Here is a 20,487-nt window from a genome sequence, read left to right as displayed (position 1 = left end):
AGAACCGTCAGATCGTCAGTGGGCGCCGTCCGTGTCGCTTTCGGCCTTCTCGACGCCCGCGTTCGGCTCGCCGTCGCGGCGCGGGGTCTCGCCCGCCGAGATCGGCACGTTGACCGTGGTCTGGCCGGACTTCTCGAAGTTGAACGTGAACGGGTACGTCAGCCCGTTGGTGATCGGCTTGGTCAACGCGACCTCGGCCTTGACTGCGTCGGCGCGTTCGGCGGCGTCGAGGGCCTTCAGTTGGCCGTCGGGCTCTCCGACCACGAGCACGCCACCGGCCGGGACGGTGCCGTCACCGGTCAGGGTGACGTTGCCGATATCGGAGGTGATCGACACCAGCTTGTCGTTGGCGTCGGCCGAGTTGTTGGCGGCGACCAGCAGCAGTTCGGCGGCCGAGCCGGGCTGCACGTAGTCGGTGACCTGCGGGGCGCGCAGGTGCACGTTGCGCAGCGCGATGTTGCCCGCGGTCGCGGCCGCGCCGTTGACCGCCGGCTCCTGGTTGGCCGTCTGGGACACCTGGCCGGCGCCGCAACCCGTCAGGGCGACGCTGACGACCGCCGCACAAGCGGCGAGTCCGATGACGGACGCCTTGAAAGCTTTTGCAGCCACTGGAGCCTCCTGCTCGCCTTTGCGGTTCAGCCGTGCAATTCAACTATGCACAGTAGTAGGTCGCCATCGGGGGCGGTAGCGGAGGGCCTGGGACGGTCGACGGGAGGCCCGCGCGAGGCCGACAAAACGTTGCTGTGTTGCACGTAATGGTCGCCGTGTCAACCCCTAGTATTCACCTGCTATGCCCCTGACCTGCATTGTTGGTGCACGCACGTAGGCGCCCCGTGCTAAGATTGAGAAGTGAAAGGGGCTCTAATCTGATGATTTTCAAGGTCGGAGACACCGTCGTCTATCCACACCACGGTGCTGCGTTGATCGAGGCGATCGAAACCCGGACCATCAAAGGCGAGCAGAAAGAGTACCTCGTCTTGAAGGTCGCCCAGGGAGATCTCACAGTTCGAGTCCCCGCCGAGAACGCCGAATATGTGGGTGTGCGCGACGTTGTGGGCCAGGAAGGTCTTGACAAGGTGTTCCAGGTGCTGCGCGCCCCGCACACCGAGGAGCCGACCAACTGGTCGCGCCGGTACAAGGCAAACCTGGAGAAGCTTGCATCGGGGGATGTGAACAAGGTCGCCGAGGTCGTTCGCGATCTGTGGCGCCGGGATCAGGAACGCGGACTGTCCGCCGGTGAGAAGCGAATGCTCGCCAAGGCGCGTCAGATCCTCGTCGGTGAGCTCGCGCTCGCCGAGAACACCGATGACGAGAAGGCCGAGACCATTCTCGACGAGGTGTTGGCCGCAGCTTCCTAGCTGTCGATCTCGATGTCGTTGACTTCGATCGACAACTAGACGTGGAGTTGCCGCGCGTCGGTATCGGTACCGACGTACATCCCATTCAGACCGGACGGCCGTGTTGGCTTTTGGGTTTGTTGTTCGAAGGCGCCGACGGCTGCGCCGGTCATTCCGACGGTGACGTCGCTGCTCATGCCTTGTGCGACGCGCTGCTCAGTGCCGCCGGTCTCGGCGATCTGGGCAGCGTGTTCGGCACCGATCAGCCCCAGTGGCGCGGGGTCACCGGGGGCGACATGCTGCGTCATGTGCATGGCCTGGTGCGGGCCGAGGGATTCCGGGTGGGTAATGCGGTGGTCCAGGTGGTCGGAAACCGGCCCAAGATCGGGCCCCGACGGGCCGAGGCCCAGGAGTTGCTGTCGGTTCTGCTCGACGCGCCGGTGTCGGTCTCGGCGACCACCACCGACGGGCTGGGCTTGACGGGCCGGGGCGAGGGGCTGGCGGCGATTGCGACGGCGTTGCTCGTTCCGGTCGAATAGGCCGGTAAGCTGGCCCGTCGTGAATGGAGCGAACGGTCGGCCGAAGTGACTGGATTGCGGCTATACGACACTCTCTCGGGTGGCGTTCGTGACTTCGTACCGCTGCGTCCCGGCCACGCGTCCATTTACCTGTGCGGTGCGACGGTCCAGGGGCTGCCCCATATCGGGCACGTGCGCAGCGGTGTCGCCTTCGACGTGTTGCGGCGCTGGCTGACCGCAAAAGGTTTCGACGTGGCGTTCATCCGCAACGTCACCGATATCGACGACAAGATCCTGAACAAGGCCGCCGACGCCGGCCGGCCGTGGTGGGAGTGGGCGGCCACCTTCGAGCGGGCGTTCACCGCGGCCTACGACGCGCTCGGCGTACTGCCGCCGTCGGCCGAACCGCGGGCCACCGGGCATATCACCCAGATGGTGGAGCTGATCGAGCGGCTCATCGAGCGCGGGCACGCGTACGCCTCCGGAGGCGACGTGTACTTCGACGTGCTGAGCTACGCCGAGTACGGGGCCCTGTCGGGGCACCGGATCGACGACGTGCACCAGGGTGAGGGCGCGGCGACCGGCAAGCGCGATCAGCGGGACTTCACGCTGTGGAAGGGCGCCAAGCCCGGTGAGCCGTCCTGGCCGACGCCGTGGGGCCGTGGCCGGCCCGGCTGGCACACCGAATGTGTGGCGATGTGCGAGTCCTATCTGGGACCGCAGTTCGACATCCATGCCGGCGGTATGGATCTGGTGTTCCCGCACCACGAGAACGAGATCGCGCAGGCCAAGGCCGCCGGTGACGGTTTCGCGCAGTACTGGCTGCACAACGGCTGGGTCACCATGGGTGGCGAGAAGATGAGCAAGTCGCTGGGCAACGTTCTCGCGATTCCCGCTGTGCTGCAACGGGTTCGGGCCGCCGAGCTGCGCTACTACCTGGGCAGCGCGCACTACCGGTCGATGCTGGAGTTCTCCGAGAACGCGCTGACCGACGCCGCCAAGGCCTACACCGGTGTGGAGGATTTCCTGCACCGGGTCCGCAACCGGGTCGGCGCCGTGGTGCCCGGCACCTGGACCGAGAAGTTCGGCGCCGCGCTCGACGACGACCTGTCGGTGCCGATCGCGCTGGCCGAGGTGCATTCGGCCAGGGCCGAGGGCAATCGCGCGCTGGACAGCGGGGACCACGACACCGCGATGGCAACCGCGCAGTCGATCAGGGCCATGATGGGCATCCTGGGCTGCGACCCACTCGACGAGCGCTGGGAATCCCGGGACGAGACGTCGGCCGCGCTGGCTGCCGTCGACGTGTTGGTGCACTGGGCGCTGGCCGGCCGCGCCGAGGCCAGGGAGAATAAGGACTGGGCGGCCGCGGACGCGATCCGGGACCGCCTCAAGGCGGCCGGTATCGAGGTGACCGACACCGCCGACGGACCGCAGTGGTCACTGCTGGAGGGGAACAACTGATGGCCGGCAACTCGCAGCGCCGCGGCGCGGTCCGCAAGGCCGGCACCAAGAAGGGGCCGACGGTCGGCTCCGGCGGTGTCCGCAGACGCGGCCTGGAAGGCAAGGGCGCCACCCCGCCCGCGCACATGCGGCCGCACCATCCGGCCGGTAAGAAGGCGGCCAAGGCGGCGCGGCAGGCGCAGGGCAGACAGCGCAAGACCGATGAGGTCGAGGTGGTCCTCGGCCGTAACCCGGTGGTGGAGTGCCTGCGCGCGGGCGTGCCGGCGACCGCGCTGTACGTGATGCTCGGGGTGGATTCCGATGAGCGCATCACCGAATCGGTGCAGCGCGCAGCAGATTCCGGCATCGCGATCATGGAGGTGCAGAAGCACGATCTGGACCGGATCGCCAGCAACGGGCTGCATCAGGGTCTGGCGCTGCAGGTGCCGCCGTATGCCTACGCCCATCCGGACGACCTGCTCAAGTCGGCCCAAAGTGACAGCCTGCCGGCACTTTTGGTGGCGCTGGACAATATCTCCGACCCGCGCAACCTGGGCGCCATCGTGCGGTCGGTGGCCGCGTTCGGCGGCCACGGTGTGGTGATCCCGCAACGGCGTTCGGCGTCGGTGAGCGCGGTGGCGTGGCGTACCAGTGCCGGTGCCGCGGCCCGGTTGCCGGTGGCCAGGGCGACCAATCTCAACCGCACACTCAAGAGTTGGGCCGACGCCGGGCTGCAGATCGTCGGTTTGGACGCCGGTGGTGACACCCAACTCGACGAATGGGACGCCTCCGGGCCCACGGTCGTGGTGGTGGGCTCCGAGGGCAAGGGCCTGTCGCGACTGGTCCGGGAGAACTGCGACGCCATCGTCTCCATCCCGATGGCCGGTCCGACGGAGTCGCTGAATGCGTCGGTTGCGGCCGGGGTGGTGCTCGCCGAGATCGCCCGCCAGCGCCGGGTTTAGAGTCCCAGCACCCGGGCCGCGGCCCACAGCGCCAGCACCCCGGCCACCAGGCACAGCGGGGTGGTCAGCGCACCGACGCGGCTGAACTCCAGGAAGCTCGCCGACATGCCCTCCCGGCGAATGATGTTGCGCCACAGCAGGTTGGCCAGTGAGCCCGGATATGTGGCATTGGGTCCGATGTTGACGCCGAGCAGCACCGCCAGCACCGCAACCGGCCCGGCCGCCGGACTGGCGGCGACCACCGGCAGCAGCACCAGCACCGCGGGCAGGTTGTTCACCACGTTGGCCAGCACCGCCGCCACGGTGGCGATCACCAGCAGGGCGGGCAACGACGTTCCCAGCGGCATATGGGCTTTCATGAAATCACCGAGGCCTTGCCGCATCACGGCGTCGACCACGACACCCAGGCACAGCACGAAAACCAGGAACGGCACGTCCAGGGCTTTCACGATGCCGGCCACGCTGGTGTGTCCGCGGGCCAGGCTGCGCACGCCGAGCACGACGGCGCCGGCCAGCGCCGCCCAGGCGGGCGCGATATCGAGGGCGGAGGTGGCGGCGAACCCGGCCAGCGTGAGCCCGAGGACGACGAGCGCGAACACCGGAATCTCGGCGGCCTGCGGCGGATCTTCGGGGGGCGGTGGTGCGGCAAGTTCGCGCCGGAAGAGCAGGCGCAGCAGCAGATATTCGACGGCGATGACGGCCAGCCAGGGCAGCACCATGACGGCCGCGAACATGCCGAACGAGATGCCGGCGGCGCCGAAGGCCAGCAGATTGGTCAGATTCGACACCGGCAGCAGCAGCGACGCGGTGTTGGACAGATGCGCCGTAGCGTAGGCGTGCGGTTTCGGTGACACCGACATGGTGCGCGCGGTGGCCAGCACCACCGGTGTCAGCAGCACCACCGTCGCGTCCAGGCTCAGCACCGCCGTCGTTGCGGCGGCCAGCACGAACACCCCACCCAGCAGTCGGCGCGGGTCACCGCGGCTGAGCCGCGCCATCACGGCACCGGCGGCGCGGAACAATCCCTCGTCGTCGCACAGCTTGCCGAGTACCAGCACCGCGGCCAGAAATCCGGTGACCGGCAACAACTCCCGGACCTCGGTGGTCGCCGACTCGGTCGTCGTCACCCCGGTCAACAGCAGCACACCGGCGGCCGGCGCGGCCACGGCCACCTCGGGCCAGCGGTGCGGTCGCACCATGGTGAAGATCAGGACGAGCGCGAGCAGCGCGGCAGCGAACAGCAAGGGGAGGTTCAACGCGCGGTCAGTTCCAGGGATCCGTCGGCTGCCACAGCGTCGGCAGGTGCAGACCGACACCGTCCTGTTCGGCCAGCCCGCGCAGCACTCGCATGGACACGTCCAGGTCGTCACCGGCGTAGGGCAGCGCACGCAGCGGCACGTCGAGCGGACGGAAAAAGTCGTCCCAGTGGATCAGCACCACCCTGCGCGCCCCGACGGTGCGCACCGTCTCGGTCCAGTAGTCCACCAGATACCGCTCGGGTTGCAGGCCCAACTGCCCGACGCCGAGGTACGCGACGTCGGCGCGCTGCCCGGCCAGGGCGCCCGGGACGAAGCCGGCGCTGCCGACGATCAGCAGTCGGCGGTCCGACGCCCGGTGATGCACCAGCGTGGACCAGGCCTCACCGCACCGGTAGGCCGACGCGCGGACCGGCGGGTGCACGGGTGCGGTGATGGGCCCGGGGAACCGGTCCGGCGGGCAGTGTTCGCCCACGACGAGCGTGACGTCAAAGGCGCCCAACGCAATCGGTGATCCCGGCGTGGCGACCACGGTGCGACCGGGCGCAAGACCGTGGCCCAGGTGTGTCACCGACGTACCACCGACCAACGCCGCCCCGGTGCGTTCGGCCACCACCGCGGAGTCCATCGCGTGGTCGAAATGCGTGTGCACCGGCAGGACGGCGGCCAGTGTGCGCACTCCCAGTCTGGCCAGGCAGCCGTCGATGCGCGGGGCCGACGGGGCGATGCGGCCCAAGCCGACCCGCAGCAGCGACGGCCTGCTGAAGAATCCGTCGGTCATGATCGCGGATGTGCCGTCGTCGACCAGCAGCGTGGTGACGCCGGCCCAGGTGACGGTCAAAGGCGCCCGGCCGGCCGCGGGCAGATCGAAGAACCGCGCGTAGTCCGCGAGGTCCGGGCGGCCGGGTTTGAGGCGCATGCCCCCACCCTAGGGGGTGGCGCGGACCCCGTAGCGGCGGCGGAACTTCTCGACCTGGCCGGCGGTGTCGATGTGCCGGCTCGAACCGGTCCAGAACGGGTGTGAATCGGCGCTGACGTCGACGACGATCAGCGGATAGGTGCCACCCTGGAAATCGACTGTGCGATCACTGGTTGCCGTCGAGCGGGTCAGGAACATGGCACCCGTGTTGGCGTCGGCGAACACCACGGGGTGGTAGTCCGGATGGATATCAGGTTTCATTGCGTGCCTCCTCGCTTGTGTCGGCGTCGGCCGTCTCGCGCCAGTCGCCGAACGGATCCGGGTAGTCCGGCCAGTCCTGCGGGCTGGCCAGTTCGTCGTCGGTCAGTAGTGCCCGGTTCAGTGCGCCGGTGATGACCTCTGGGTCGGCCCCGCACACCAGGGCGGTCATCGCGATATGCCGGTCGCCGAACCGGTCGTCCCAGATCGAGGCGGCCAGCGCGATGCGCTCCGGGTCCACGTAGGCGCGTTCGCCGGGTTCCATATCGGCCAGCCAGGTGCCGCAGTGCCCCACCCCGAGGCCGCCGCCCGCCGATTCGATCCAGACGACGGCATCGGGCTGGCTGGCCAGCCACGCTCGGCCGCGGATGCGCACCACGCCGTCGAGCAGCTCATCGATGGCGTGGTGCAACCGCAACGGGTGAAAAGGCTTGCGGGAGTTGAATTCCAGCAGGTGGACCGCGCCGTCGGGGCGCAACGGCGGTTGGCCGGCCAGCAGCGGGTCGTGTGGGTCGTCGGAGCGGCCGCGCCGGGCCGTGGAATCCAGGTTGGCCAGCGCCAACTCGACGTTGTCGGTGCCGACCGTGATGCGGGCCCGCGGGGCCAGTCGGCGTAGCACCGCGAGGGTCTGGGCATCGGGCGCGGTGAGCACCAGCACGTCGGCGAACTCGGCCTGGCCCACCACCACCTGCGCCACCGTGCGGTCGTCGTCGAGGTCGTCATCAGCCAGGGCGTCAGTCAGCCAGCTGCCGGTGTCGATTCCGGTCACCACGGCGGTGACGACCACGTCGCGAGCGGCGGGCCCGTCGATATAGCCGGGACCGAGGTGCAGCGGGGTGTGTTCGATCGCGTTGCACAGTGATTCGGGGTCGGCCCATTTCGGCAGCTGGACGGCGATTCGGGTGACCTCCTCGCGGCGGTGCAGGCGGCGCAGCAGCGGCAGCAGGTCGGCGCGGATGGCGCAGTTGAGGCAGCCGGTCACCTCGATCGGCCACACCGAGATGAGCCGGCGCTGCGAGCGCATCTCGGTGATCTGCCGGATCGCGACGTGCCCTTCGATCGCGTAGCTGACGCTGATCGTGCCCGGTGTCCGGATCAACGTGGCGGCCACCTCGTCCGCCGTCCCTCGACCCGTCACCAGCACCACTGGGGTCCGCATCACGCCTCCGTACTATTGAAAATGATTGCCATTAACGTGCCCCGTACGTTACCGTGCCGGAGTCGACTTGTCGAAAATCATTTTCAATAGCCATAGGAGGTTGAGGTGTCGGCGCACTGCCAAGTCACCGGCCGCGCACCGGGTTTCGGTAACCGGGTGTCCCACTCGAACCGGCGTACCCGCCGGCGCTGGAATCCGAATATCCAGCTCAAGACCTACTACCTACCCTCCGAGGACCGCCGCATCCGGCTGCGGGTCAGCGCCAAGGGGATCAAGGTGATCGACCGGGACGGCATCGAGGCCGTGGTCGAACGGCTGCGTCGCAACGGAGAGAAAATCTGATGGCCCGCAACGAGATCCCGCCGATCGTCAAACTGCGGTCCACCGCGGGAACCGGCTATACCTATGTCACCCGCAAGAACCGCCGCAATGATCCGGACCGGCTGGTGCTGCGCAAGTACGACCCGGTCGTGCGCCGCCATGTCGACTTCAGGGAGGAACGCTGATGGCCAAGACCGCCAAGATCGTGCGCAACGAGCAGCGCCGGGTGCTGGTGCAGCGTCATGCGGAACGTCGCGCCGAACTCAAGGAGATCATCCGGCGGCCGTCCAGCAGTCCGCTGGAACGGGCGCAGGCCCAGGCGGCGTTGCAGCGGATGCCGCGGGATGCCAGCCCGGTGCGGGTGCGCAACCGGGATTCCGTCGACGGCAGGCCGCGTGGACATCTGCGGAAGTTCGGGCTGTCGCGGGTCAGGGTGCGCGAGCTGGCGCACCGCGGTGAACTGCCCGGTGTGCGCAAGGCGAGCTGGTGATGGCGAACAAGCGCAAGCGGACGGCCGCCCCGGAGATCAAGCGGCCCAAAGAGAACCGACTGAAGGCGCTGGGTATCACTCACGTCGACTACAAGGACGTGTCGGTGCTGCGCACGTTCCTCTCCGAACGCGGCAAGATCCGGTCGCGCCGGGTCACCGGGCTCACCCCGCAACAGCAACGCCAGGTGGCCACCGCCATCAAGAACGCCCGCGAGATGGCGCTACTGCCCTAATCGGTGAAGGCAGCCAGCGCGGTACCGTCGGCGCGCAGCCGGTCGCGTACCGCCGCGGCGATGCGCACCGCGTCCGGCGAATCACCATGCACGCAGACCGATTCCACGGTGATCGGGATGGTCGACCCGTCGACGGCGGTGACCTGCCCGCGCTGCACCATCGAGGCCACCCGGTCGGCGATCCGGTCCGGGTCGTGCAGCACCGCGTTGGGTAACCGGCGCGACACCAGCTGACCGTCGGCGCGATAAGCGCGGTCGGCGAACGCCTCCGGCACCGTGCGCAGGCCCAGCTCGGCGGCCGCGGCGAAGAACGCCGAGCCGGCCAGGCCGAGCACCGGCAAGCCCGGATCGACGGCGTGCACCGCCGCGGCCACCGCGGCCGCCTGCTCGCGATGCGTGACGATCGAGTTGTACAGCGCGCCATGCGGTTTCACATAGGACACCGTGGTGCCGACGCTGTGTGCGATGGCCGCCAAGGCGCCGATCTGATAGATCACCTCGGCGCGCAGCTCCTCGGGCTCGGCGTCGATGAAGCGGCGACCGAACCCGGCCAGGTCGCGGTAGCTGACCTGCGCACCGATGCGCACCCCCCGTTCGGCGGCGGCCCGGCAGGTCTGCACCAGCCGGGCCGGGTCGCCGGCGTGGAAGCCGCAAGCCACGTTCGCGCTGGTGACGATGTCCAGCATGGCGTCGTCATCGCCGAGGTGCCAGACCCCGAAGCCTTCGCCGAGATCGGCGTTGAGATCAACGCTCATGTCAGGAGTCCCGCTCGGCCCCAACGGTTCTCCGAGACGAACTCGGGCAGCGGCCGCCCGTAGGCCCAGTCGTCGATTTCCAGGGACGGCCGCGGCGGGAAGTCGGGCACGGGACCAAGGCACAGGATGGCCACCGGCTCGGCATCGGCAGGCATGTCCAGCAGCGCGGCCAACCGCACCGGATCGAAGAGCGACACCCACCCCATGCCCAGGCCTTCGGCGCGGGCGGCCAGCCACAGATTCTGGATCGCGCAGGACACCGAGGCCAGATCCATGTGCGGCATGGTGCGACGGCCGAAGACGTGCGCCTGCCTGCCTTCGCCGAGGGCCACCACGAACAGCTCCGCGCACTCCAGGATGCCTTCGACCTTGAGTTCGAGGAACTCCTCGCCGCGGGTGCCCAGTGCGGCCGCGGTCTCCCGGCGCTCCTCGTCCACCAGGTCGTGCAGCTGCCCGCGCAGCGTTCGATCGGTGATCCGGATGAAGCGCCACGGCTGCATCAATCCGACGCTGGGTGCGGCGTGGGCGGCGGCCAGCAGCCGCGCCAGCACGTCGGCGGGAACCTCGGTGCCCGGGACGAACCGGCGCATGTCCCGCCGCTCGGCGATGGCCCGGTATACGGCCTGACGTTCGGTGTCGCTGAACGCGTGATCGGTCACCACCGCAGCCTAGGCTGGTCGGGTGAGCACGCGTGCGCAGGTTCTGATATCCGCTGCCGAACTAGCCGAAATGATTGAATCCGGTTGCCCGGTGACCCTTCTGGACGTCCGCTGGGAGCTGGCCGAGCCCGACGGTCGCGCGGCCTTCGAGCGGGGCCATCTGCCGGGGGCGGTATACGTATCGCTGGAGGACGAGCTGTCCGACCACGGGGTGGCCGGCCGCGGCAGGCACCCGTTGCCCTCCGGCGCGGCCGTGCAGGCCGCCGCGCGTCGCTGGGGTGTGCGCACCGGGGTGCCGGTGGTCGTCTACGACGACTGGAACCGGGCGGGTTCGGCGCGGGCATGGTGGGTGCTGACCGCCGCGGGCATCGGTGACGTCCGGATCCTCGACGGCGGTCTTGCCGCATGGCGCGGGGAAGTGGTCACCGGGCCGTCGTCGGCCGAACCGGGTGACGTGACCGTGGTGCACGAGGACCTCTATGCCGGTGCGCTCCCGACGCTGACCGCCGGACAGGCCGCCGCTGCCGCGGTTCTGCTCGACGCCCGGGCGCCGGAACGGTTCCGCGGCGAGGTGGAGCCGGTCGACCCGGTGGCCGGTCACATCCCGGGCGCCCGCAATCTGCCGAGCACCGCGCTGCTGGCCCCCGACGGCACCTTCGCGCTGGACGCGCTGCCGCGTTTCGACGAGCCGGTCGGTGCGTACTGCGGATCCGGGGTGACGGCCGCGGTACTGGTCGCGGCGCTGGCGGCGACGGGCGTCGACGCCGCACTGTTCCCGGGTTCGTGGTCGCAGTGGAGCGCCGACCCGGCGCTGCCGGTCCAAACGGGGGACTGATCAGTGCGTATGCGTGACACCCCAGGCCGGCAGCGGATCGGGGAAGCGCAGCCAGCTCGGCTCACCGGCGGCCACCTCGTCGTCGGTCAACAGCGCCGAATCGAGTAGCTCACCGATGCGGCCGCGGTCCAGCCGCACGCCGATGAACACGATCTCCTGGCCCGGGGTGATATCGGTGGACGCCCAGTACTGCGCCGGCTCGATCACCAGATTGGGGCCGGCCTGGGACCAGATGGCGGCGATGGCCGGCCGGCTGGCGATCCAGCAGAAACCCTTGCTGCGCAACAGCCCCCGCATGTTTTCCAGCGCCGCGGCCAGCCGGTCGGGGTGAAAAGGACGGTCGGCGCGGAAGGTCATCGACCCGATGCCGTATTCGTCGGTTTCCGGGGTGTGGCCGTTGGCGATCTCCTCGTCCCAACCGGGTACCTTCGCGGCCGCGTCGGGGTCGAAACGCCCGGTGCCGAGCACCTCGGCGAGTGCCACCACGCCGTGATCGGTGTGCAGCAGCCGCGCGGTGGGGTTGAGCCTGCGCACCACGGCTTCGACGGCGCCCAGCTGCTGGGCGGTGACCAGGTCGGTCTTGTTGAGCAGGATGACGTCCGCGAACTCCACCTGGTCGGTGAGCAGGTCGGCGATGTTGCGGCCGTCGCCCGGGCAGGCGACCATATCGCGGTCGGCCAGCGACTGGCCGCGGGCCAGTTCGGGCAGGAAGGTGGACGCGTCCACCACGGTCACCATGGTGTCCAGCCGGGCCAGCCGGGCCAGGCTGAAGCCATCCTCAAATTCCCAGCCGAACGTCGCCGCGACGGGCATGGGCTCGGAGATGCCGGTGGATTCGATGACCAGGTGATCGAATCGGTTCTGCCCGGCCAGCTCGGCCACCGCCTCGACCAGGTCCTCGCGCAGGGTGCAGCAGATGCAGCCATTGGTGAGCTCGACCAGTTTCTCCTGCGTCCTGTCCAGGTGACCCTGGCCGGCGATGAGGGCGGCGTCAATGTTCACCTCGCTCATGTCGTTGACGATGACGGCGACCCGGCGGCCCTCGCGGTTGGCCAGGATGTGGTTGAGCAGGGTGGTCTTGCCGGCGCCGAGGAAGCCGGACAGCACCGTGACGGGCAGCAGCATGTGACTCCTTAATGAAAATGATTTTCAAAAAATATGATCCGGTTGCGCGGCGGTTAATGCAAACGGTTATCGTTATCGCCATGACCGCGCCGAAGACCCTCCGCACCCTGGCCACCGGCCTGGTGCTCGCCGTTCCGTTCGCCCTGGCCGCCTGCTCGGGCGGCGGCGACAGCACGGCGACCTCGAGCACCGCCGCCTCCGGGGACTGCCCGACCACCCCGGTGAACGTCGTCGTCAGCGTCGACCAGTGGGGGCAGATCGTGAACAGCCTCGGCGGGGCCTGCGCCAAGGTGACGACAATCCTGGCCGGGTCGTCGGTGGACCCACACGATTTCGAGCCGTCCCCGTCGGACGCCGCCACCTTCACCGGCGCCCAACTCGTCGTCGTCAACGGTGGTCACTACGACGAATGGGCCAGCAAGCTGGCGGCCAGCTCCGCGCCCAACGCGCCGGTGATCAACGCCCTGCAGGCCAGCGGCATCGAGCACGACGAGCACCCCGAGGACGGGGGCCACGACGACCACGACGGTCACGACCATGGCGACGGGGTGAATCCGCATGCCTGGTACAGCCCGGCCGCCGTGACCGCGGTCGCCGACGCGGTGACCGCCAAGCTCGGCGAGCTGGCTCCGCAGGCCAAGGGCTACTTCGCGACCCAGCGCAGCGCGTTCACCACCTCGCTGCAGCCCTACGACGAGCTGATCGCGAAGATCAAGGCCGGTGCGGCAGGCAAGACCTACGGCGCCACCGAATCCGTCTTCGACGACATGGCCGCGGCGGTCGGGTTGCAGAACAAGACGCCGGCGGGCTTCCAGGCGGCCGCCAGCAATGAGACGGACCCCTCCCCGGCCGACCTGGACGCCTTCCTGAAGCTGTTGAATGGCAAGGGTGTCGACGTTCTCATCTACAACACCCAGACCGAGGGATCGGTGCCCGAGCAGATCCGCACCGCGGCGCAGAACGCCGGGATTCCGGTGGTGAACGTGACCGAAACGGTGGCGCCGGGCGCGAAATCGTTCGAGGCTTGGCAGGTGGACCAACTCACCGCACTCGCCAAGGCCCTTGGTGTCCAGCCCTGACCCGTCCGAATCCGAACCACCCGCACTCTCGTTCCAGGACGTCAGCGTCGTTCGGGGCGGCCGGCTGATCTGGTCGGAGGGCACGTTCGACGTGCCGGCCGGTGGCATCGTCGCCGTCATCGGCTCCAGCGGGTCGGGTAAGACCACCCTGCTGCACGCCGTGCTGGGCACGATCCCGGTCGGCTCGGGCACCATCCGGGTACTCGGCAAGCCGCCGGGCGCCGCCACCGGATTGATCGGGTATGTGCCGCAGAACTACGCCGTCGCCGCGGGTAACGCGATCAGGGCCTGTGACGCGGTGCTGCTCGGGCTGACCGGCAATCGGTGGGGGTTCGGGCGGGCCAGCGCCGCCGAACGCGCCAGGGTCGCCGACGTGCTCGCCGCCGTCGACGCCTCGGAGTTCGCGCACCGCAGGCTGTCCCAGCTGTCCGGCGGGCAGCGGCAGCGCATCGCGATCGCCGAGGCGCTGGTGGCCAGGCCCCGGCTGCTCATCCTGGACGAGCCGCTGACCGCGCTGGACGTCCGCAACCAGCGCGACATCGTGCGGCTGCTGGCCAAGATCCGCGACGAACTCGGGGTGACCATCCTGGTGGTCGCGCACGACCTGAACCCGCTGCTGGCCGTGTTGGACGGCGCTATCTACCTGCTCGACGGGCACGCGCATTTCGACACCACCGACGAGGTCGTCGACGCCGACCTGCTGAGCCACCTGTACGGCACCTCCATCCAGGTGGTGCACACCCCGCAGGGCGACATGTACGTCCGGAGTATCTGATGCAGACGACCGTGCTGGCGCTGGGCTATCAGGAGAACTGGTGGCAGATCCTGACGTCGGCGTTCATGCGCAATGCCCTGATCGGCGGCACGCTGGTGGCCCTGGCTGCCGGGCTGATCGGCTATTTCATCGTGGTGCGTAACAGCGCCTTCGCCGCACATGCGTTGGCGCACATCGGCTTTCCCGGTGCCACCGGGGCGGTGCTGCTGGGCCTGCCGGTCACCGTCGGGTTGGCGACGTTCTGCATCGGGGGTGCACTGGTGATCGGCGCGCTGGGCAAACGCGCCGACGAACGGGAGGTGGCCACCGGCACGGTGCTGGCCGCCGCCACCGGGCTGGGGCTGTTCTTCAGCTCGCAGGCCACCAAGAGCAGCAGCACCGTCACCAACGTGCTGTTCGGGAACCTGCTCGCGGTGACCCATGAGCAGCTGGTGTCGTTCGGGGTGGCGGTGCTGGTGCTGGCCGTCGTCGTCGCGTTCGTCTACCGGCCGCTGTTGTTCGCCTCGATCAACGCCGAGGTCGCCGAGGCCAAGGGCGTCCCGGTGCGGGTGCTGTCGGTGGTGTTCATGGCGCTGCTCGGGCTGGCGGTGACGATGGCGGTCCAAGCGGTCGGCACACTGCTGCTGTTCGCCCTTGTCGTGACGCCCGCGGCCACGGCGATCATGTTGGTGGCCCGGCCCGGACTGGCCATGCTGGCCTCCACGCTGCTGGCGGTGTTCTCGGTGTGGGCAGGGCTGGCGCTGTCGGCGATGTTCAACGTTCCGCCCAGCTTCGTCATCGTCACGATCGTCTGCGGCATCTGGCTGGTGGTGTGGGCAATAGCGCAACGGACCGGAACGGATCGGCGAATCGCGCCGCCACACGGCGCTTCCGGGCTGCACGTCCACTAATCTCGGAGAGCATGTCCAGAAGCCCGGCGCCCAGGCGACGGGCCACCCTGGCCTCGTTGGCCGCCGAACTCAAGGTTTCGCGCACCACGATCTCCAATGCGTACAACCGTCCCGACCAGCTGTCCACCGAACTCCGGGAGCGGGTGCTGGCCGCCGCCAAGGAGATGGGCTACCCCGGGCCGGACCCGGTGGCGCGGTCGCTGCGCACCCGCAGGGCCGGTGCCGTCGGGCTGATGATCACCGAACCGCTGCACTATTCGTTCAGCGATCCGGCCGCCCTGGATTTCGTTGCCGGGCTTGCCGAGTCATGTGAAGAGGCCGGGCAAGGCCTGCTGCTGGTGGCGGCCGGTCCCAACCGCAGCGTCGCCGACGGCACCGCCGCCGTGCTGTCGGCGGGTGTGGACGGCTTCGTGATCTACTCGGCCTCCGACGACGACCCCTATCTACCGGTGGTACTGCAGCGGCACCTGCCCGTCGTCGTCGTCGACCAACCCAAGGATGTGCCGGGCAGTTCGCGGGTGTGCATCGACGACCGCGCCGCCATGCGCCAGCTCGCCGAACACGTTGTGGGACTTGGCCACCGCGAGATCGGCCTGCTGACCATGCGGCTGGGCCGGGACTGGCCGCACGAGCATCCCAGCCCCGCGGTGGCCCAACCGGAGCGGCTGAACTCCCCGCATTTCCACGTGCAGCGCGAACGTGCGCACGGCGTCTTCGACGCGATGAGGGCGGCCGGGCTGGACCCGGCGTCGGTCACCGTGGTGGAAAGCTACGACCACGGGCCCGCGTCCGGCGGGCAGGCCGCCGAGGTGGCGCTGGCCCGCAATCCGCGCATCACGGCGTTGATGTGCACCGCCGACGTGCTGGCGCTGTCGGCGATGGATGCCCTTCGGGCGCGCGGCATCTATGTGCCCGGTCAGATGACGGTGACGGGCTTCGACGGGGTGCCGGAGGCGTTGCGCCGCGGCCTGACCACGGTGGCTCAGCCCAGCATGGAGAAGGGCCGGCGCGCGGGCCGGTTGTTGCACAACCCGCCGCGTTCGGGCCTGCCGGTCATCGACATGCTGGCCACCGAACTGATGCGCGGGCGCACCGCGGGCCCGCCCGCCTGATCAGCGGCGCGCGGCGAGCAGAAAGCGCAGCACCTCGGCGACGTCCGCCGGAGCCGAGACCCGGTAGCGGGCCAGGGTGTCACCCGGGCCGACCTTGACCCCGACATCGGTCTCGCGCAGGCGGCGGAACGCCTTCTCGTCGGTGACGTCGTCACCGAGGAACACCACGGCGGTGGCACCGTGTCGTCGGCGCAATTCGTCGACGGCCTCGCCCTTGTCGGTGACGATCACCGCGAACTCCAATACCGCCTTGCCGGTGGTGAGGTGCGCGTCCCAGGACGTGGCGGCGGCCCGCGCTGCGGCGAACGCCGCGTCGCCGTCGGCCGGGTCGGCATTGCGGACATGCAGCGCCACGCTGGCCGGTTTCGTCTCGACGGTCACCCCGGGCCGGCCGGCGGCGATGCCGCGCAGCGTGGCCGTGATGGTGGCCAGCAGGTCGGTGTCGATCTCGCGGACGAAGCCGGTGTCGAATTCCGCGCCGTGGCTGCCGACGAGTGCCACGCTGTCCGGCATACCCGACAATTCCTTCAGCACGCCGCGGGCGCGCCCGGAGATCAGCGCGGCGGTGGTGTCGGGCAGCGCCGCCAGGGCGACCAGGGCCTCGGCAGCCGCGGGGAGCGGCCGGGCATCGGCGGGGTTGTTCACGATCGGCGCCAGCGTGCCGTCGAAATCGGAGGTGACCAGCAGGCGTGGGGTCTGGGCAATGGCAGTCAGCGCGTGCTGCAGGTCATCCACCCGTCAAACCTTAGATTGTTCTCCGTCGCCGATGAGCAACCGGACCGCCAGGTCCAGGCGTTTGCTGACGTCGGTCGCCGAGGCGCGCCGGGTCAGCCAGGCCAGCAGGTTCGACAGCCACACATCGGAGATGACGCGGGCGATGTGGTACTGGTCTTCGGTCGGTTCGCCGTCGCTCATGGCGCGGGCGAACATCGAGTCCATCAGCTTGCCGACGTGATCGACTTCACCCGCGGCCGACGCGTCGGCGAACACGAACGCGCGCGTCATGGCCTCGGTGAGCAACGGGTTGCGCTGCATGGACCGGTTGAGCCGGCCGACCATCATGTTCAGCCGCTGGTACGGCGTGCCGCCGGTGAGCGAAGCCCGGTCGGTCTTGGCATCGATGCGCTCGAACTCCCGGCCGAGCGCGGAGACCAGCAGATGCACCTTGGACGGGAAGTACCGGTACAGGGTTCCGACGGCGACATCGGCGCGTTCGGCGACGGCACGCATCTGAACGGCCTCGTAACCGCCCTTGGAGGCGATGGCCAGGGTGGCGTCGAGGATGCGCTTGCGGCGCTCGCGCTGCGCTTCGGATCCCAGTTCGGATTCGGCGAGGACGGCCACCGTCGTCACCTGACGTGGTGAGTCAGAACCCGATCCGGGCTGTGCTGGTGACGACATTCGGTGAGCTGCTCCTTGGTAGTGCGATCTTGACAAAAAAGATACGCATGTCGACAGCTAATTTCCCACCTCCGAGCACCCTGCACAAGCGGCGTGTCCTGCCGTGATGGCGGTCGACTTGACGTTCGAACGCTGGCACTATTAGAACACGTTCTAGTGGGAAGCGTGGCCTTCTCACCCAATGTGAGGAGTTGCCGGTGTCCGTGTTGTCGTCGAGGGCCGACACATCCGAACAGTTTGCCGCCCGTGAACTGGTCCGGAGCTGGGCGGCCAGTTCCAACTCCATCACCGCGGTGCGCAACGTCGAGCTGGGCGACCCGGACGCGTGGCGGGCCCCCTACGACGGTTTCGCGCAACTAGGGGCCTTCGGTGTCGCGATCCCCGAGGAGCACGGCGGCGCCGGCAGCGGTATCGAGGACCTGCTCGGCATGATCGACGAGGCGGCCGCCGCCCTGGTGCCCGGACCGGTCGCGACGACGGCGCTGGCCACCTTGGTGGTCGACGACCCGGCGGTGCTGGAGACGCTCGCCGCCGGCGAACGCAGCGCCGGCCTGGCCCTGGAATCCGACATCGTGTTCGACGGCAGCACCGCGTCCGGATCGGCGAAGTGGGTGCTCGGCGCGGACACCTCTGGTGTGTTGGTGCTGCCGGCCGGTGCGGTGTGGATCCTGGTCGACGCCGCCGCCGACGGGGTCCGCGTCGACGCGCTCGAGGCCACCGACTTCTCCCGTCCGCTGGCCCGCGTCACGCTGACCGGCGCTCCCGCACAGCAGCTGTCCGCCCCGGCGCAGCGCGTGCAGGACCTGGCGGCCACCGTGCTGGCCGCCGAGGCGGCCGGCCTGGCCCGCCGGCTGTTGGACACCGCCACCGAGTACGCCAAGGTGCGCGAGCAGTTCGGCAAGCCGATCGGCAGTTTCCAGGCCGTCAAGCACATGTGCGCCGAGATGCTGCTGCGCAGCCAGCAGGCCGCTGTCGCCGCTGCCGACGCGGCCGCCGCGGCCGCCGACCCTGATGGCAGCCAGCTCTCGATCGCCGCCGCTGTCGCCGCCGCGGTGGGCATCGACGCCGCCAAGGAGAACGCCCGCGACTGCATCCAGGTGCTCGGCGGGATCGGCATCACGTGGGAACACGACGCGCACCTGTATCTGCGCCGCGCCTATGCGCTGTCCCAGTTCCTGGGTGGCCGGTCGCGCTGGTTGCGCCGCACCGCCGAGCTGACCCGGGCCGGTGTCCGGCGCCACCTGCACGTCGACGTGACCGAAGCCGAGGCGGTGCGCGCTGAGATCGCCGCCGCCGCGGCCGATATCGCGGCGCTGCCCGAGGATCAGCGCCAGCGCGCGCTGGCCGAGTCCGGCTTGCTGGCCCCGCACTGGCCCAAGCCGTACGGCCGCAACGCCACGCCGGCAGAGCAATTGGTCATCGACCAGGAACTGGCCGCGGCCCACGTGGCGCGTCCCGACATCTCCATCGGCTGGTGGGCGGCGCCGACCATCCTGGCGCACGGCACACCGGAGCAGATCGAGAAGTTCATCCCCGGCACCCTGACCGGTGACATCTACTGGTGCCAGCTGTTCTCCGAGCCGGGTGCGGGCTCTGACCTGGCTGCCTTGCGCACCAAAGCCGTTCGCGCAGAGGTCGACGGCAAAAGCGGCTGGAAGCTCACCGGGCAGAAGGTGTGGACCTCCAACGCGCACCGTTCCAACTGGGGTATCTGCCTGGCGCGCACCAACCCGGATGCGCCGAAACACAAGGGCATCACCTACTTCCTGGTGGACATGAGCGCCCCCGGCATCGATATCCGGCCGCTGCGCGAGATCACCGGCGAGGCCCTGTTCAACGAGGTGTTCTTCGACGACCTCTTCGTCCCCGACGAGCAGGTTGTCGGCCCGGTCGACGGGGGCTGGCCGCTGGCCCGCACCACGCTGGCCAACGAGCGGGTGGCCATCGCCACCGGCGGCGCGCTGGACAAGGGCATGGAACATCTGCTCGCCGTGATCGGTGACCGCGAGCTCGACGGCGCCGAGGCGGACCGGCTGGGCACGTTGATCGTTGCGGCCCAGGTGGGTTCGCTGCTGGACCAACTCATCGCCCGGATGGCGGTCGGCGGGCACGATCCGGGTGCGCCGTCCAGCGTGCGCAAGCTGATCGGGGTGCGCTACCGGCAGGGCCTGTCCGAGACCATCATGGATTCACTCGACGGCGCGGGCATCGTGGACAGCCCCGATGTGCGGTACTTCCTCAACACCCGCTGCCTGTCCATCGCCGGCGGCACCGAGCAGATCCTGCTCACCCTGGCCGGCGAGCGGCTGCTGGGGTTGCCGCGTTAGGTACGCCGCCAACAGCCCGACGATCTCGTCCTCCAGTTGCGCGGGATCCACGGGTTGGGTGATGAGCCGGTGCACCAGCGACTCGATGGTTGCGACCGTCATCCTGGCGGCCAACACCGGATCGGCGACGGTCACCTCAGGGTGGTTGCGTAGCAGCTCGGCGGTGACCACCACCGCACTCTGCTCGGCCTCGCGCAGCCGGGTCAGCAGCGCGGGGGAGCGCGGCGCCTCCTCGAACAACACCCGGTGCAGCGCGGGGTCGCCGCGATGGTTGTCGATGGTGGCCCGGACAACGAGCCGCAGCGTGTCCGACAGCCCGGCCGGCAGTCCGGCGGCCGCCCGCTGCGCCAGTAGCGCCGCGCCGGCGTCGATATGGGCATCGGTCAGTGCAGCCAGGATGGCGTCCTTGTTCGGGAAGTACTGATACAGCGATCCGATCGACATATCCGCAGCGGCGGCAATGCGATTGGTGGTGCCCGCGGCATACCCGTGCGTGCTGAAAACATGAGCAGCCGCGTCCAGCACCCGCTGCCGGGTCTCGACCGAGCGGGCCTGTCGTGGCTGCTTACGCGCCCGAAAGCGATCGGTCGGGGCCACCACCACCTCCGTGGCAAAAGCGAGTAGTCAGGCGCT

At 69.3% G+C, this 20,487-nt stretch carries 24 protein-coding genes and 1 pseudogene; 14 read left to right on the top strand and 11 right to left on the bottom strand.

Translation table 11 applies throughout. From position 1 onward, the window contains the following. Positions 1-15: 15 nt before the first annotated feature. Positions 16-609 (bottom strand): copper chaperone PCu(A)C domain-containing protein, encoded by a 594-nt coding sequence (locus BN977_RS11535; RefSeq protein WP_036397656.1) that lies wholly within the window; start codon positions 607-609, stop codon positions 16-18. A 260-nt stretch (positions 610-869) separates the two neighbouring features. On the opposite strand from BN977_RS11535, the gene carD reads away from it, so the two are divergent. The 4 genes from carD to rlmB are packed head-to-tail and all read left to right on the top strand — an operon-like array spanning position 870 to position 4,260. Further along, positions 870-1,358: an RNA polymerase-binding transcription factor CarD gene (gene carD, locus BN977_RS11530; protein ID WP_024451602.1), complete on the top strand. Its 489-nt coding sequence runs from the start codon at positions 870-872 to the stop codon at positions 1,356-1,358. A gap of 41 nt (positions 1,359-1,399) precedes the next feature. Beyond that, positions 1,400-1,876, top strand: coding sequence for a 2-C-methyl-D-erythritol 2,4-cyclodiphosphate synthase (gene ispF, locus BN977_RS11525; RefSeq protein WP_036397655.1), 477 nt, complete (start codon positions 1,400-1,402; stop codon positions 1,874-1,876). 9 nt (positions 1,877-1,885) lie between these two features. Continuing rightward, the gene (gene cysS / locus BN977_RS11520) at positions 1,886-3,319 is read left to right on the top strand and encodes a cysteine--tRNA ligase (protein WP_109790109.1); all 1,434 of its coding nucleotides are present in this window, start codon (positions 1,886-1,888) and stop codon (positions 3,317-3,319) included. Beyond that, a complete protein-coding gene (rlmB, locus tag BN977_RS11515) occupies positions 3,319-4,260 on the top strand; it encodes a 23S rRNA (guanosine(2251)-2'-O)-methyltransferase RlmB (protein WP_036397654.1) in 942 nt (313 codons plus the stop codon). The genes cysS and rlmB overlap by 1 nt, the downstream gene beginning before the upstream one ends. Here rlmB and BN977_RS11510 read toward each other — a convergent pair. Genes BN977_RS11510 through mrf form a run of 4 tightly spaced genes read right to left on the bottom strand, consistent with a single transcriptional unit; the run spans position 4,257 to position 7,852 of the window. Then, entirely contained in the window at positions 4,257-5,516 is a 1,260-nt protein-coding gene (locus tag BN977_RS11510) for an SLC13 family permease (protein ID WP_407661177.1), read from the bottom strand. The genes rlmB and BN977_RS11510 overlap by 4 nt on opposite strands. A gap of 7 nt (positions 5,517-5,523) precedes the next feature. Further along, positions 5,524-6,435: an MBL fold metallo-hydrolase gene (locus tag BN977_RS11505; RefSeq protein ID WP_036397652.1), complete on the bottom strand. Its 912-nt coding sequence runs from the start codon at positions 6,433-6,435 to the stop codon at positions 5,524-5,526. A 9-nt stretch (positions 6,436-6,444) separates the two neighbouring features. Further along, entirely contained in the window at positions 6,445-6,696 is a 252-nt protein-coding gene (locus BN977_RS11500; protein WP_024451596.1) for a type B 50S ribosomal protein L31, read from the bottom strand. Next, a complete protein-coding gene (gene mrf, locus BN977_RS11495) occupies positions 6,686-7,852 on the bottom strand; it encodes a ribosome hibernation factor-recruiting GTPase MRF (RefSeq protein WP_036397651.1) in 1,167 nt (388 codons plus the stop codon). Before mrf ends, BN977_RS11500 begins: the two co-directional genes overlap by 11 nt. A 105-nt stretch (positions 7,853-7,957) precedes the next feature. Between mrf and rpmB the strand changes: the two genes are divergently transcribed. The 4 genes from rpmB to rpsR are packed head-to-tail and all read left to right on the top strand — an operon-like array spanning position 7,958 to position 8,896. Further along, on the top strand, positions 7,958-8,194 hold the full coding sequence (rpmB, locus tag BN977_RS11490; protein ID WP_036397650.1) for a 50S ribosomal protein L28: 237 nt from the start codon (positions 7,958-7,960) through the stop codon (positions 8,192-8,194). Next, positions 8,194-8,358, top strand: coding sequence for a 50S ribosomal protein L33 (rpmG, locus tag BN977_RS11485; protein ID WP_036397649.1), 165 nt, complete (start codon positions 8,194-8,196; stop codon positions 8,356-8,358). Before rpmB ends, rpmG begins: the two co-directional genes overlap by 1 nt. Continuing rightward, positions 8,358-8,663 (top strand): 30S ribosomal protein S14, encoded by a 306-nt coding sequence (gene rpsN / locus BN977_RS11480; RefSeq protein WP_036397648.1) that lies wholly within the window; start codon positions 8,358-8,360, stop codon positions 8,661-8,663. Before rpmG ends, rpsN begins: the two co-directional genes overlap by 1 nt. Then, positions 8,663-8,896 (top strand): 30S ribosomal protein S18, encoded by a 234-nt coding sequence (rpsR, locus tag BN977_RS11475; RefSeq protein ID WP_036397647.1) that lies wholly within the window; start codon positions 8,663-8,665, stop codon positions 8,894-8,896. The genes rpsN and rpsR overlap by 1 nt, the downstream gene beginning before the upstream one ends. On the opposite strand, the gene BN977_RS11470 is transcribed toward rpsR, so the two are convergent. Then, complete coding sequence (locus tag BN977_RS11470; RefSeq protein WP_036397646.1) at positions 8,893-9,651, bottom strand: LamB/YcsF family protein; 759 nt, start codon at positions 9,649-9,651, stop codon at positions 8,893-8,895. The two genes, rpsR and BN977_RS11470, sit on opposite strands and share 4 nt — an antisense overlap. Further along, positions 9,648-10,310: a 5,6-dimethylbenzimidazole synthase gene (bluB, locus tag BN977_RS11465; RefSeq protein WP_036398931.1), complete on the bottom strand. Its 663-nt coding sequence runs from the start codon at positions 10,308-10,310 to the stop codon at positions 9,648-9,650. The genes BN977_RS11470 and bluB overlap by 4 nt, the downstream gene beginning before the upstream one ends. Positions 10,311-10,332: 22 nt before the next feature. Between bluB and BN977_RS11460 the strand changes: the two genes are divergently transcribed. Next, positions 10,333-11,145, top strand: a complete 813-nt coding sequence (locus tag BN977_RS11460; protein ID WP_036397645.1) for a sulfurtransferase — start codon at positions 10,333-10,335, stop codon at positions 11,143-11,145. Here BN977_RS11460 and BN977_RS11455 read toward each other — a convergent pair whose 3' ends face one another. Further along, positions 11,146-12,270 carry a GTP-binding protein gene (locus BN977_RS11455; RefSeq protein ID WP_036397644.1) on the bottom strand — a complete coding sequence of 375 codons (1,125 nt, stop codon included), beginning with the start codon at positions 12,268-12,270 and terminating at the stop codon, positions 11,146-11,148. 56 nt (positions 12,271-12,326) lie between these two features. Here BN977_RS11455 and BN977_RS11450 point away from each other — a divergent pair, with 56 nt between their 5' ends. From BN977_RS11450 to BN977_RS11435, 4 genes are read left to right on the top strand one after another with little or no spacing between them, the layout of a single operon-like run. Further along, entirely contained in the window at positions 12,327-13,349 is a 1,023-nt protein-coding gene (locus BN977_RS11450; RefSeq protein WP_036397642.1) for a metal ABC transporter solute-binding protein, Zn/Mn family, read from the top strand. Next, positions 13,336-14,124, top strand: coding sequence for a metal ABC transporter ATP-binding protein (locus BN977_RS11445; RefSeq protein WP_036397640.1), 789 nt, complete (start codon positions 13,336-13,338; stop codon positions 14,122-14,124). Before BN977_RS11450 ends, BN977_RS11445 begins: the two co-directional genes overlap by 14 nt. Beyond that, complete coding sequence (locus tag BN977_RS11440; protein WP_036397639.1) at positions 14,124-15,014, top strand: metal ABC transporter permease; 891 nt, start codon at positions 14,124-14,126, stop codon at positions 15,012-15,014. Before BN977_RS11445 ends, BN977_RS11440 begins: the two co-directional genes overlap by 1 nt. A gap of 11 nt (positions 15,015-15,025) precedes the next feature. Then, positions 15,026-16,126, top strand: a complete 1,101-nt coding sequence (locus tag BN977_RS11435; protein WP_036397638.1) for an Rv3575c family transcriptional regulator — start codon at positions 15,026-15,028, stop codon at positions 16,124-16,126. On the opposite strand, the gene otsB is transcribed toward BN977_RS11435, so the two are convergent. Together otsB and kstR are read right to left on the bottom strand one after the other, a co-directional pair. Beyond that, positions 16,127-16,861, bottom strand: coding sequence for a trehalose-phosphatase (gene otsB / locus BN977_RS11430; RefSeq protein WP_036397637.1), 735 nt, complete (start codon positions 16,859-16,861; stop codon positions 16,127-16,129). Between the two features lie 3 nt (positions 16,862-16,864). Further along, the gene (kstR, locus tag BN977_RS11425; protein ID WP_024451583.1) at positions 16,865-17,527 is read right to left on the bottom strand and encodes a cholesterol catabolism transcriptional regulator KstR; all 663 of its coding nucleotides are present in this window, start codon (positions 17,525-17,527) and stop codon (positions 16,865-16,867) included. Positions 17,528-17,718: 191 nt separating this feature from the next. Here kstR and BN977_RS11420 point away from each other — a divergent pair, with 191 nt between their 5' ends. Continuing rightward, entirely contained in the window at positions 17,719-19,854 is a 2,136-nt protein-coding gene (locus tag BN977_RS11420; RefSeq protein ID WP_165576312.1) for an acyl-CoA dehydrogenase family protein, read from the top strand. On the opposite strand, the pseudogene BN977_RS33235 reads toward BN977_RS11420, so the two are convergent. Further along, a pseudogene (locus tag BN977_RS33235) lies at positions 19,849-20,457 on the bottom strand (TetR/AcrR family transcriptional regulator); the annotation flags it as partial. The gene BN977_RS11420 and the pseudogene BN977_RS33235 sit on opposite strands and share 6 nt — an antisense overlap. Positions 20,458-20,487: the final 30 nt, after the last annotated feature.

The sequence above is a fragment of the Mycolicibacterium cosmeticum genome, from assembly GCF_000613185.1.
GTDB lineage: Bacteria > Actinomycetota > Actinomycetes > Mycobacteriales > Mycobacteriaceae > Mycobacterium > Mycobacterium cosmeticum.
This window is presented reverse-complemented; position numbering and strand designations above follow the sequence as displayed.

Bases quoted from the DNA above. Each gene is read 5' to 3' on its own strand.
- carD (WP_024451602.1), top strand. From the start codon at position 870: ATGATTTTCAAGGTCGGAGACACCGTCGTCTATCCACACCACGGTGCT.
- rlmB (WP_036397654.1), top strand. From the start codon at position 3,319: ATGGCCGGCAACTCGCAGCGCCGCGGCGCGGTCCGCAAGGCCGGCACC.
- BN977_RS11505 (WP_036397652.1), bottom strand. From the start codon at position 6,435: ATGCGCCTCAAACCCGGCCGCCCGGACCTCGCGGACTACGCGCGGTTC.
- BN977_RS11500 (WP_024451596.1), bottom strand. From the start codon at position 6,696: ATGAAACCTGATATCCATCCGGACTACCACCCCGTGGTGTTCGCCGAC.
- mrf (WP_036397651.1), bottom strand. From the start codon at position 7,852: ATGCGGACCCCAGTGGTGCTGGTGACGGGTCGAGGGACGGCGGACGAG.
- rpmG (WP_036397649.1), top strand. From the start codon at position 8,194: ATGGCCCGCAACGAGATCCCGCCGATCGTCAAACTGCGGTCCACCGCG.
- rpsN (WP_036397648.1), top strand. From the start codon at position 8,358: ATGGCCAAGACCGCCAAGATCGTGCGCAACGAGCAGCGCCGGGTGCTG.
- rpsR (WP_036397647.1), top strand. From the start codon at position 8,663: ATGGCGAACAAGCGCAAGCGGACGGCCGCCCCGGAGATCAAGCGGCCC.
- BN977_RS11470 (WP_036397646.1), bottom strand. From the start codon at position 9,651: ATGAGCGTTGATCTCAACGCCGATCTCGGCGAAGGCTTCGGGGTCTGG.
- BN977_RS11455 (WP_036397644.1), bottom strand. From the start codon at position 12,270: ATGCTGCTGCCCGTCACGGTGCTGTCCGGCTTCCTCGGCGCCGGCAAG.
- BN977_RS11450 (WP_036397642.1), top strand. From the start codon at position 12,327: ATGCAAACGGTTATCGTTATCGCCATGACCGCGCCGAAGACCCTCCGC.
- BN977_RS11440 (WP_036397639.1), top strand. From the start codon at position 14,124: ATGCAGACGACCGTGCTGGCGCTGGGCTATCAGGAGAACTGGTGGCAG.
- BN977_RS11435 (WP_036397638.1), top strand. From the start codon at position 15,026: ATGTCCAGAAGCCCGGCGCCCAGGCGACGGGCCACCCTGGCCTCGTTG.
- kstR (WP_024451583.1), bottom strand. From the start codon at position 17,527: ATGTCGTCACCAGCACAGCCCGGATCGGGTTCTGACTCACCACGTCAG.